The organism is Tateyamaria sp. LSS28, from assembly GCF_059611725.1.
In genome coordinates this window covers 113,551-124,823 of sequence record NZ_JCAPFI010000006.1, presented here as the reverse complement: position 1 = coordinate 124,823, position 11,273 = coordinate 113,551, and the positions used below count along the sequence as shown (strand labels likewise).

The window sequence follows — 11,273 nt, the reverse complement described above, 5'->3', positions numbered from 1 at the left end:
GCATTGAGACAAGGAGATTGCAAAATGATGACCCCATTTGACGTCTGGGCCCCCATGTTCCGCGCCCCTTTTTCGGGCGATGTGACGCAAGAAATCGTGCCGCGCGTCTTTTCCCCTGATATCGCAGGCAGCGCCGAGATTGAGGCCAAGATCCAGACAGACGTGGCCAGCTACGGCACGCAACTGGGCAAGGTGCTCGAAGCATTGCAGACCCTCGCGGCGGCAACCAAGACGGACCTGCCCGAGATCGACGCACTGGTGGCCCAGATCGAAGGCGTAAAGGATCAAAACAAGGACACGATCCGCGCGGATGCCGAACGCGCCCTGGCACGGCTCAAGGCGGTGGACAAGGACGGCTGGCGCAGCCTCACGCGCGGCGAATAGGGATCAGGCGATGATATCGGGGGTCAAACGATCCTCGATGATCGCAATCTGGTCCTTCAGCCTAAGCTTTTTCTTCTTCAGGCGCTGTATGGTCAACTGATCCCCGGTGGCCTTTTCCTGCAAGGCATGAATGGCTTCGTCCAGATCACGATGCTCGCGTTTGAACACTTCCAGTTCAACGCGCAATACCTCGTCTGTCTTCATCGAGATATCAGAAGGAGCATTCATGATGCGATTCCAAGCAATTGCAGAGCCTTTAATATAATCACAACCCTGCGATGCGCCTAGACCTTGTTCCCAACAAGGTTTCTGCCCATATTTATACCATCCGCTGCCGCATCAGGGGCGGATACAGACTGTCGCTTGACCAAAAGGACGTGTCGCATGACGAAGATGACCCTTGCCTCGTACCCACATATGTTGGGATTCGAGCAACTTGAACGGCTGCTGGAACGCACAGCCAAAAGCTCCGAGGGCTACCCTCCGTTCAATATCGAACAGACATCAGACTATTCCTACCGCATCACGCTTGCCGTGGCCGGCTTTGCGGAAATTGACCTGTCGATCACCGTGGAAGATCGCCAGCTTGTGATCCGGGGCCGTCAGGCCGAAGAGACCGAAGAACGCGTTTTTCTGCACCGTGGCATCGCCGCGCGACAATTCCAGCGCAGTTTCGTCCTCGCCGACGGTGTCGAAGTCGGCGAAGCCATCATGGAAAACGGTCTGCTACACGTCGATCTCACCCGGTCAAAGCCCGAAACAATCGTCCAAACGATCAACATCAGGAAAGGATAAGTCATGAACACGCCCTATGATTTGAACGCCGATGTGGGCCGGATGGTCTATGTAAAGGCCATCGATGTGGATGCCCTGCCGCAAGAGGTGCAGGAGCAGGCCGAAGGGCTGGACCAGCTCTTTGCCGTGCACGATGCCGAAGGGCAGCAACTGGCCCTTGTGGCTGACCGCAAACTGGCCTTTGCGCTGGCGCGTCAGCACGACTACGCACCCCAACCACTACATTGATACACTGAGCCGTCTGGCCGCTTGCGATAGCGAACAGCACGTCGTCTTTCTGCGCTTTGCGTGGGCTTCGCTTTGATGACCAAGGCAACCCGGCTCAATCCGCTTGTGATCGCTGGGTAGGCCAGCGATCACATTTGTACGAGCAATCAAGTGCGCTGCATCCGGCTACGAAGGGTATTCGGAATGCCGCTGCCCCTCTCAGGGAGACGTCTTGGACAACAGTTCGACAAGACACTGCCGCATGACCTCTCGCCCGTCTTCTCCAAGCACGTCTGCGATCTCTTCCTCTATGCCGCGGATTTGATGCGCTGCAATTGTACGCCACCGTTGCCCCTTGTCAGTGATCGAAACGACCTTGTCCCGCTTGCTGCCGGGAACCGGATCAACGGACAGCATGTCCTGTGCCACAAGGCGATCAACAGCCTGCTGCGCCGCTTGGCGTGAAAACCCCATTTCGCGATGTATGTCGGACAATTTGATCGTGCGTCCGCGAAGCTGTGCAAACACCCGAATGTCTGCTGGGCGCACAGTCGCGAATTCAGTCTCGGCTCGCGCCTCGTCCATCCGCTGGTTCCATTGCGCAAGCAGCGTCATCATCAGACCCTTGATGTTTTGCCCGAGAAAGTCGTTATCCGTTTTACCAATCATGGTTGATGAAATGCTCTCTGATACCCATTCATCAACCATAGTTGATAAGGGTTGGAGGCTCCAATAGACAGACGTGCTTTTCTCAGGACGGCAGCTGCGGCCGCGTTTGTGGCAATCGGTAGCTTGGCGGGGGCCCAATCGGTGCGACGTCTTCCCGTGATCCCGGTGACTGACCTGACCGACGGCATCAATGGCCGCATCCCCCTTGCCCTGGGCCCCGGTACCCACGATTTCGGCAGCGGTGCGGCCAGCCAGACCTTTGGCATCAACAACAGCTATCTGGCTCCAATCTTGCGGGTGCGGCAAGGGCAAACACTGCCCTTCGATGTGCGCAACGGCATCAACGAAGTCTCCACATTGCATTGGCATGGCCTGCGCATTCCGGGCGACGTGGATGGCGGCCCGCATTAAGAGATCGAACCGGGTGCCACGTGGTCTCCCGACGTGCCCATCGTTCAAAGCGCGTCCATGAACTGGTTTCACTCTCACATGCACGGAAAGACCGCGCAGCGGACATACAAGGGTCTCGCCGGTGTGATGCTGATCGAAGACGACGCCAGCCTGTCAGCCGACTTGCCCAAGACCTACGGCGTCGATGACTTCACGTTGGTTCTTCAGGACAAGGCGTTCGATCCTGCTGGGCAGATGACCTATGAATTGACCGGCGAAGTCTTCGAAGATGGGTTTGAAGGGGACACTTTGGTGGTCAACGGGGCCATCGCGCCCGTTGCCCAATCCGTGCCGACCGGGTTGGTGCGCTTGCGCATCCTCAACGCTTGCAATGCCCGGTTTCTGGAACTTTCGATGGCAACTGGACCCCTGACGGTCATCGCATCCGATGGCGGGTTTCTGGCCTCCGCGGTCGAGGTGGAAAGCATCCTGATGTCGCCTGGCGAACGCTACGAGGTGCTTGTCGATATGAAGTCAATCGAAAGCAACGCCCTGAACGTCAGCCTGGACGGAGGTGGCGGTTTCCTGGCGAACCTGTTCGGCGGCAACCAGACGATTGCCGCGCTGACCCTGACCGCAAATGGAGAACAGGTATTTTCCGGCACCATGCCAAACACCCTCGCAAACCTTTCACCGCCTGATCGCACCGAGGCCACCACAACCCGCTCATTCCAGCTTGAGATGGGCGGGGACGCCGACCTCGCTGCGTTGGCGCTGGTCTGGGGCAATTTCTGCGGTGACGGCGTGATGAGCATCAACGGACAACCGATGCGAATGGACAGGATCGACGAACGGGTCCGCAAGGGCGATACCGAGATATGGAGGATCGCGGTGGACGACATGTTGCACCCGTTTCACATCCACGGATGCTCTTTCCGCATTCTCACCCAGAACGGCACGGAACCAGCGGCCCATGTACAAGGCTGGAAAGACATGGTTCATGTGGATGAAGGCTGGTCCGAAGTCTTGGTCAAGTTCGAGCACGACGCGCCAGAGGATGCCCCATACATGTATCACTGCCATATCCTCGAACATGAAGACTGCGGGATGATGGGGCAGTTTACCGTAACGTGACGGACCATTGCCGGCTGCATCTTGGCGAGTGGTCCTCTCCTAATCCGTGCGGCTGTCGCCAAGCATTCCCGGCGAGTGTCTGAGGGTCGGCGTCACCCTGTCACCTCATGTTGCCCCCGGTGGGCAGCAAGCAGGCAAAGCACCGTCGCAGCTGCAAAAACAACGGCTGGAAACAAAAGCGCCAGTGCCGCGGCGTCTGCCGTCGTGGACCCCAGCCGCCCCAAGTACAGACCACCAACAATGGCGATGCTAAGCGTGATACCGATCTGCTGCCCGGTTTGAATGACGCCGGAGGCGGCGCCCGCAAACTCCTTGGGCGCAATGGCCAGCGTGTTCGACATGAGAGAGACATTGCTCAGCCCCATGCCAAACCCGATCAGTGAAAGGGGCAACAGCAGGGATAGGACCCCGATGCCATCGCCAAAGGTCCAGAAGGCCAGGATGACCAGAACAACACCGCCGCAGGTCAAGGCCGATCCAAGGCAGGGCAGCGCCCATGGGTTTGCCGGTGCGATGCGCCCGGCAATCGCAGCCCCCATGGCCGCGAACACCGGATGCGCGACAAGGGCAACGGCAACCGCCCCGGGCGACAATTGTGGGCCCGCCTGCAATGCCAGGGCCAGCAAGAACGGAACCCCCGCGATGCCACAGAAAACCAACAGGATCATCGCTGTGCCTTGCAAAAAGGGGCGGGACAGCAACAACGCACCGGGCAACAACGGCTCGACGTCGCGACGCACGTAATACAGTTGGTTGCGTGCCACATATGCCAAGATCAGCAAACTGAGCGGGGGAATGGCCACGATCCAAATGGGCCACCCAAACACCCTGCCTTGCACCGCTGCATAGACCAATCCGGTGACGGCCAGCGCGACCAGCGCACCGTTCCGCACGTCAAGCCTCTTCAAGGTCCGGGTGGCGTCACGGGGCACATACACAGCGACCACAGCGGCTGACAGAACACAGGGTGTGAGTGCTGCCAGAAAAACCATGCGCCAGCCCAGACCAAAGGGATCGACGGTCAAGATCAGGCCGCCGACAATCGGGCCCGCGATGGCCCCCAGCGCGCTCACCATGCCGAAATACCCAACCGCACGCCGCCTTTGCTCGGGCGGCAAGATCACTTGGGTCAGGGCAAGGACTTGGGGCATCATGGTCGCTGCACCGATGCCCTGACAGGTGCGTGCGATGATAAGCGTTGCGATGTTTTGCGCGGTGCCCGCCCCAAGCCCACCGATTGCAAATGCAAGAACGCCAATCAGAAAAAGGCGGCGGCGCCCCAGCACGTCGCCAAACCGCCCCAAAGGCAACAGCAACGCGGCAAAGGGCACCAGATAGGCCAGCAAGATCCACTGGGATTGCGTTCCCGTCGCACCAAGGTCCCGTGCAATGCTCGGCACCGCCAGGTTCACCACCGTTACGTCCAGCAGGGACACAAAGGCCGCAATCAAAAGGGCCCAGACGGCGATCCATTGGGTCTTCGTTGCAGGCTGGGGCAAGGTGTGAAGCAGTGACATTATCGCACTCCAATTTTGATTGATTCACGTGACTTTTAATGTCACATGATGGGTGCCGTCAATCTCTCGTGATAACAATTGTCACAAGATGTCAGTTCGGATATGTATGTCCCATGAGAACAGACAATCGGCTTCCCAGGGTGCTGCACATACTGCTGCATCTGGACGAGATAGATGAGCCAGTGACATCGGAACGCATGGGCGAGATGTTCGGAATGGACGCGTCATTGGTGCGACGCACCATGGGGGGATTGCGCAAGCATGGCCTCGTGACATCGACCAAGGGGCACGGTGGTGGCTGGCACCTGCAACGCCCCCTGTCTGAAATCAGTCTTATGGATGTCTACATCGCGCTTGGCTCACCAAGTGTGTTTGCCATAGGCGCACCGGAACCTTCGTCGCCCTGTCTGCTTGAACATGCCGCAAGCGACGCAACACGGGCAGCGATGGGCGCGGCCAGACAGGTGTTCGAAAAAGAGCTTGGCCGTGTTTCTGTTTCAGACCTTGCCCGGAATGCCCAGATTTGAATTGCACAACGTCCGTCCCGCACGGTCTGCGCCAACCACGCCTTCGACTTGACCTTGTCTCCAAGCAATGCGCTGTTCGAGCAGTGACAGCGCGGTGCGATGGGAAAGGGGCAGAGCATGAGTTTTGATGTCGATTGGGTGGACGCATTCACCGATCGGGCCTTTGGTGGCAATGGCTGCGCCGTGGTGCATGGCGGCGCTGGGCTGGACGACGCGACTTGCATGGCCTTTGTGCGCGAAACCTCTTTGGTGGAATGCACATTCACAGGCCCCTCCGATGCGGCCGACATCCGCATCCGCTATTTCCTGGCCAGTCGTGAAATCCCATTTGCCGGTCACCCGACGGTGGCCACGGTCGCTGCGTTGCGCCACCGCGATCTGATCACGGATGGCGCCCTGACCCTCGAAACCAACGCCGGGATCGTCCCGGTCGAAGTGGACGGTATGTCCATTCGCATGACCCAGGTTGCGCCGACATTTGGCGCGCGTCCCGATACGGCGCTGGTCGCGGCGGTGGGTGGCCTACCTGCGGACGCGATCATTCATCCGCCCCGCGTTGTGTCCACCGGACTGCCATTCACGATCACGGTGCTCAAGGATCGCGCAACGCTTGAGCGTGCGACGTTCAACATGGACGCCTTTCAAACCTATCTCGGCGCGCTGGGCGTGCACGGCACGGACGTGATGGAACCGTTCTGGTGTACGCTTGAAAGCGCGACCAAGGCAGGGGACACCTTTGCCCGCTTGCTGATGGCACCGCCCAGCCCGGCAGAGGACCCCTTCACCGGTTCTGCCACTGGCGCAATGGCCGCCTATCTCTGGTCCGAAGGGTTGATCGACAGCCCGGACTTCACTGCTGAACAAGGGCACGGCCTGGGCCGCCCCGGACAGGCACGCGTGGCTGTGCAAGGTTCCCGTGACGCCATCACCGGGGTGGTCGTGGAAGGGCAGGCGCATATCCTGATGAGCGGTCAACTGCACCTCTAGTGCAAGCCGGTAAGGCGCATCCTGATGCGCCGCCCGCTTTCATCGGGCAGTGTGCCATTTGCGTGGTTAACATCCGAAAACCGCACCGCGCGCTGCACAAGCATCTGATATTCCTGCTGGAACACAGATTGCTGAACATCGCCTGATGGCGCCGCACAGGCTGTCCCCGCGGGGACAAAACGAAAAAGGCGCACCAGAATGGTGCGCCTTACGTTTTAAAGTAAGGCGGAGGTGCCCTCCGCCCCGCCTTACTCGGCGGCGATCAACCCCATGCTTTCCAGCTTCAGCAAAACCTGGTGGGCGCAGTTGTCCACGTCCACATTCTCGGTCTCGACGCTCAGCTCGGGGCTTTGTGGCACGTCATAGGGATCAGAGATGCCGGTAAACTCCTTGATCTTGCCTTCCCGCGCCAGCTTGTAGAGCCCCTTGCGGTCGCGGCGCTCGCATTCCTCGATCGAGGTGGCGACGTGCACTTCGACAAAGGCGCCGAACTCTTCGATATCCTCGCGCACGGCCCGACGGGTCGTCGCGTAGGGCGCAATGGGGGCACAGATCGCGATGCCACCGTTCTTGGTGATCTCGGACGCGACATAGCCGATGCGGCGGATGTTCAGATCGCGGTGCTCTTTCGAAAAGCCCAGTTCCGAGGACAGGTTCTTCCGCACGATGTCCCCATCCAGCAGGGTCACAGGACGGCCACCCATCTCCATCAGCTTGACCATCAGCGCGTTGGCAATGGTCGACTTGCCCGAGCCTGAGAAGCCCGTGAAGAACACGGTAAAGCCTTGCTGCGAACGCGGCGGCTTGGTGCGGCGCAACTCCTTGACCACTTCGGGGAAGCTGAACCATTCGGGGATCTCAAGACCCTCGGACAGACGGCGGCGCAGTTCGGTGCCCGAGATGTTCAGGATGGTGACATTGTCCTTGTCCGCAATCTCGTCATTTGGCTCGTACTGGGCGCGCTCCTGCACATAGACCATGTGTTTGAAGTCGACCATTTCGATGCCCATCTCCTCCTGATGATCGCGGAACAGATCCTGCGCGTCATAGGGGCCATAGAAATCCTCACCGGCCGAGTTCTTGCCGGGACCTGCGTGGTCGCGACCAACGATGAAGTGGGTGCAGCCGTGGTTCTTGCGGATCAGGCCGTGCCAGACCGCCTCGCGCGGGCCGGCCATGCGCATGGCCAGGTTCAGCAAGCTCATCGACGTGGTGGCCTGCGGATACTTGTCGAGGACGGCCTCGTAGCAGCGCACGCGAGTAAAGTGATCGACATCGCCGGGCTTGGTCAGGCCAACAACCGGATGGATCAGCAAGTTGGCCTGGGCCTCGCGGGCGGCACGGAAGGTCAGCTCCTGGTGCGCGCGGTGCAGGGGGTTGCGGGTCTGGAAGGCCACGACCTTGCGCCAACCCATCTTGCGGAAATAGGCGCGCAGCTCATTCGGCGTGTCGCGACGTCCGCGGAAATCATAATGCACGGGCTGCTGAATGCCAGTGATCGGACCACCAAGATAGATCTCGCCCGCAGTGTTGTGCAGGTAGTTCACGGCCGGATGGGCGCTGTCATCGGCGCCAAAAACCTTCTCGGCCTCGTGGCTCTTGTTGGGGGTCCAGCGGTCAGTCACCGTCATGGTGGCGAGGATCACGCCTTCCTGGTCGCGCAGGGCGATGTCCTGACCGATTTCGAGGCTGCTCGCGAATTTGTCGTTTACATCCAACGTGATAGGCATCGGCCACAAGGCACCATCCGAGGTGCGCATGGTCTCCACAACGCCGTTGTAGTCCGCTTCCGACAGGAACCCCTTGAGCGGGTTGAAACCGCCATTCATCAGCAATTCCAGGTCGCAGATCTGGCGCGGGGTCAGATCCCAGCTTACCAGGTCGGCCGCTTCCATCTTCATCTTCTGGGCGCTGTCATACGAGACATACAGCTCAGGAATCGGAGCAAGGTTGTTTTCCATCAATTTGTTCCTGTGTTTCAGCGGGTTTAACCCGGACGTGGTGCCTGTCAGTTCGGCAAAAAGAGCATCGTATTCCGCAAATTTGCGGGCGAGGAATTGGTCGGTGAGCCGGTTCTTTTCGGCGGCCCCCCGCATGGTGAGCGCATAGGAAAAGCGTTGCCGCTTGTCTGGGCCGTCCATGTCGTTCACCTGAACAAAGCCCGCATCGGTGGCCTGTCGCAAAAGGGTGTTGAGGCGTCCAAGGGACACGCCAATTTCCTGCGCCATAGCGCGTTGGGTGACACCAGAGGCCTGATCCAGCTGCCGCAACAGGCGGAACAACTGGTCGTCGCTTTCCGGTGTTGATTTGGGTGCGGCTGACATCACATGCATTCGGTTGCGTTCACGGGTGAACACATTTCACAGAAAGTTTGTTCACGAAAGAACAAACTTTTGCAATGCGCGGATTTCCGCAGTTGTGGCAAATGCGTAACGGCCATGTCAGCGGCGTCAACAGTGTCAGGCAGGTGCGGCAATCCACAGCGCAAGGGCGCCGATATCGGTTGCATTGGCCAAGGGGACCGCCTCCAGCGGCGCCTCGCGTCCGCGCAGTGACAAGGACACCACGACATCCTCGGGCGCGTCCAGACCGGCGGCGTGCAACGTGTCCATGGACACAAGCACTTGCGCGCCGCGCGCCTTCGTCTCGCTTTCCAATCGCGATGCAATGTTCACGGTGTCACCGATCAGCGTGCGGGGCGCGTGACCAGCAGCGCCAATTTCGCCCAGCACAACATTGCCCAAATGCACGCCGATCCCAATGGCCACCGGTGCGCTGCCTTCGCTGTCCAGTCTTTGATTGAAGTCGGCGAGGGCTTTGCCAATACCCTCAACCGCCTGAATGGCGGAGCGGGCGGATATTTCGGCCGTGGCGCTTTCGAACACCGCCATCAACCCATCACCCATATACTTGTCCACCGTCCCGCCGGCGGCGTTGATCGGGGGTACAATCTCGTCAAAAAAGCGGTTCAGCAGATGCACAACGTCATAGGGCAATTGCCCATCCGTCCGGGCCGTGAACCCGCGCATGTCCAGAAACAGAACGGCCAGCTGCGCCTCTTTGCCCTGACTGGCATGGGCGCGCCCGCGTTTGCCATCGCGGTCAAAGACGCGGAACACCCGAACCGAGCTTGTGGGCCGCACTTGGCAGGCCAACCGTGCGTTGGGCGGCGCGTTCACGGCGATCAGGCTTTTTTGTTCGGCCTCTGACGGGGCAGGTAAGTCTTCCAGCCCTTCCTCGACAATCACGCGGCAGGTCGTACACCGACCCCGCCCACCACACAGAGCCGTATGGGTGACACCGCTGCTGCGGGAGGTTTCAAGAATGGTCTGACCACGCGGGGCCCGGACGCTGGGCCCGTCCACATAGTGGATGCGGATGGGGCGGGCGATGGCCGCGAGCCCGCGCCGCGCCAGAAAGGCGACAATGGCGAACCCCAGCACGGCCCAGACCGCCAGCGTCATGTTGTTGGCGGCGGAGGCCAGCGCCGCGAAGCCCTGTGCGTCGGGCCAGTTCCACGCCGCATGCGCCACCTCTTCAGCGCGCGGATTGCTGAGCAATCCGGTGATTGTGCGGGCAAAGGTCATGTACCCAACCAGGGCCAGCGTCGGCAATATGACCGCGATGCCGATCAGCCATGGGATGGCCCGTTGCCACCAGGATGTCAGGCGCAGCCACATGTGCAGGCCGATCCAGCCATGGCCCCACGCCACCAGCAAAAGAACGGCTTGTGCCCAGCCATCCCCCGTCCCCCAGATCAGCCGGTTGACGTATCCAAACATCGTGGTGACGCCCAGCATCTCGTGTGCGGCGCGGGTGTATATCAGGTGATCCACCAACATGATGGGGATCAGCAGGCCCAAAAGGATCTGCACCCAGTCGGTCAGCGGCATGCGCAACGTCCGTGCCACAACGACTTTGCCCAGAGACAACAGCATGTGGGCCAAGAAGGCCGACATAATCACTGCCGTGCCCACATCCGACCGGATCACCCAAAGGCGTGCGGTCTGAAACGTGTCAAAAGCCGTGGGCGAAATCAGGATCGTTGCAAGATTCAGGATGTGCAGGGTCAGATAGACCATCAGGATCAGACCGCTGACGATCCTGATCCTTGTTGCCAAACTGCCGCGCCAGATCGCGTGCGCCATGACTGCCCTTTGCTTGTTTTTGCTTCGGTACAGGGTGGCGGGGGCGATCCGTCTGGTCAAGGCGTCGAACGGTGATCGTGTTGCGTTCGTCATCGACGGCGATAGCATTGGCGTTCAATGAAGCGGAGAGCAGTGGCGCATGACCTTTGACGAACAAACGGTACGTTCTGCATTGCATGGGGCCTGGTCGCTCAAAACGGCAGTGCAATGGCAGGCGGAAAATCCCGCCTTGGGTCAGTGCAATGTCACTGCGGCGGTCATCTGCGATATGTTCGGTGGAGAGGTGTTGCGCACGCGGTTGCCCGGTGTCTGGCACTACTACAATCGGATCAATGATGAGCGATATGATCTGACAGATAGCCAGTTCAAGGCACCGGGCGCGCTATTCGACGCTCCCGACGCTTACGCCGACGAGGTATCGTCTGTCAGTGCTGCAATGACGGGTATCCCGCAACGGGAATACGACGCGTTGAAGCATGCCGTGGAAAAAGCACTGGATACGCCGTAGTGTATTT

General features: G+C 59.8%; 12 protein-coding genes and 1 pseudogene. 8 read left to right on the top strand and 5 right to left on the bottom strand.

Annotated elements, in window-relative coordinates:
- Nucleotides 1–24: 24 nt before the first annotated feature.
- Complete coding sequence (locus AC53L6_RS18435) at nucleotides 25–384, top strand: hypothetical protein (RefSeq protein ID WP_496908896.1); 360 nt, start codon at nucleotides 25–27, stop codon at nucleotides 382–384.
- Between the two features lie 3 nt (nucleotides 385–387).
- Here AC53L6_RS18435 and AC53L6_RS18430 read toward each other — a convergent pair whose 3' ends face one another.
- Entirely contained in the window at nucleotides 388–612 is a 225-nt protein-coding gene (locus AC53L6_RS18430; RefSeq protein WP_299210241.1) for a YdcH family protein, read from the bottom strand.
- 156 nt (nucleotides 613–768) lie between these two features.
- Here AC53L6_RS18430 and AC53L6_RS18425 point away from each other — a divergent pair, with 156 nt between their 5' ends.
- Together AC53L6_RS18425 and AC53L6_RS18420 are read left to right on the top strand one after the other, a co-directional pair.
- Complete coding sequence (locus tag AC53L6_RS18425) at nucleotides 769–1,179, top strand: Hsp20 family protein (protein WP_299705506.1); 411 nt, start codon at nucleotides 769–771, stop codon at nucleotides 1,177–1,179.
- Between the two features lie 3 nt (nucleotides 1,180–1,182).
- Entirely contained in the window at nucleotides 1,183–1,407 is a 225-nt protein-coding gene (locus AC53L6_RS18420) for a DUF1150 family protein (protein ID WP_299210236.1), read from the top strand.
- Between the two features lie 198 nt (nucleotides 1,408–1,605).
- Here AC53L6_RS18420 and AC53L6_RS18415 read toward each other — a convergent pair whose 3' ends face one another.
- Nucleotides 1,606–2,055 (bottom strand): MarR family winged helix-turn-helix transcriptional regulator, encoded by a 450-nt coding sequence (locus AC53L6_RS18415; protein WP_496908895.1) that lies wholly within the window; start codon nucleotides 2,053–2,055, stop codon nucleotides 1,606–1,608.
- 108 nt (nucleotides 2,056–2,163) lie between these two features.
- Between AC53L6_RS18415 and AC53L6_RS18410 the strand changes: the two are divergent.
- Nucleotides 2,164–2,601, top strand: a pseudogene (locus AC53L6_RS18410) (multicopper oxidase domain-containing protein); the annotation flags it as partial.
- A complete protein-coding gene (locus tag AC53L6_RS18405) occupies nucleotides 2,593–3,579 on the top strand; it encodes a multicopper oxidase domain-containing protein (RefSeq protein ID WP_496909085.1) in 987 nt (328 codons plus the stop codon). The pseudogene AC53L6_RS18410 and the gene AC53L6_RS18405, both read left to right, overlap by 9 nt.
- A 92-nt stretch (nucleotides 3,580–3,671) precedes the next feature.
- Here the strand turns inward: AC53L6_RS18405 and AC53L6_RS18400 are convergent, their stop codons facing one another.
- Nucleotides 3,672–5,096, bottom strand: a complete 1,425-nt coding sequence (locus tag AC53L6_RS18400) for an MFS transporter (RefSeq protein WP_496908894.1) — start codon at nucleotides 5,094–5,096, stop codon at nucleotides 3,672–3,674.
- 113 nt (nucleotides 5,097–5,209) lie between these two features.
- On the opposite strand from AC53L6_RS18400, the gene AC53L6_RS18395 reads away from it, so the two are divergent.
- Both AC53L6_RS18395 and AC53L6_RS18390 read left to right on the top strand, forming a co-directional pair.
- The gene (locus AC53L6_RS18395; protein WP_299747363.1) at nucleotides 5,210–5,623 is read left to right on the top strand and encodes an RrF2 family transcriptional regulator; all 414 of its coding nucleotides are present in this window, start codon (nucleotides 5,210–5,212) and stop codon (nucleotides 5,621–5,623) included.
- Between the two features lie 117 nt (nucleotides 5,624–5,740).
- Nucleotides 5,741–6,610, top strand: a complete 870-nt coding sequence (locus AC53L6_RS18390; protein ID WP_496908893.1) for a PhzF family phenazine biosynthesis protein — start codon at nucleotides 5,741–5,743, stop codon at nucleotides 6,608–6,610.
- A 248-nt stretch (nucleotides 6,611–6,858) separates the two neighbouring features.
- On the opposite strand, the gene AC53L6_RS18385 is transcribed toward AC53L6_RS18390, so the two are convergent.
- Together AC53L6_RS18385 and AC53L6_RS18380 are read right to left on the bottom strand one after the other, a co-directional pair.
- Complete coding sequence (locus AC53L6_RS18385; protein ID WP_496908892.1) at nucleotides 6,859–8,934, bottom strand: bifunctional sulfate adenylyltransferase/adenylylsulfate kinase; 2,076 nt, start codon at nucleotides 8,932–8,934, stop codon at nucleotides 6,859–6,861.
- Between the two features lie 135 nt (nucleotides 8,935–9,069).
- Nucleotides 9,070–10,851: an adenylate/guanylate cyclase domain-containing protein gene (locus AC53L6_RS18380; RefSeq protein WP_496908891.1), complete on the bottom strand. Its 1,782-nt coding sequence runs from the start codon at nucleotides 10,849–10,851 to the stop codon at nucleotides 9,070–9,072.
- A gap of 46 nt (nucleotides 10,852–10,897) precedes the next feature.
- On the opposite strand from AC53L6_RS18380, the gene AC53L6_RS18375 reads away from it, so the two are divergent.
- Nucleotides 10,898–11,266, top strand: a complete 369-nt coding sequence (locus AC53L6_RS18375; protein ID WP_496908890.1) for a YunG family protein — start codon at nucleotides 10,898–10,900, stop codon at nucleotides 11,264–11,266.
- The last annotated feature ends 7 nt before the right edge of the window (nucleotides 11,267–11,273 follow it).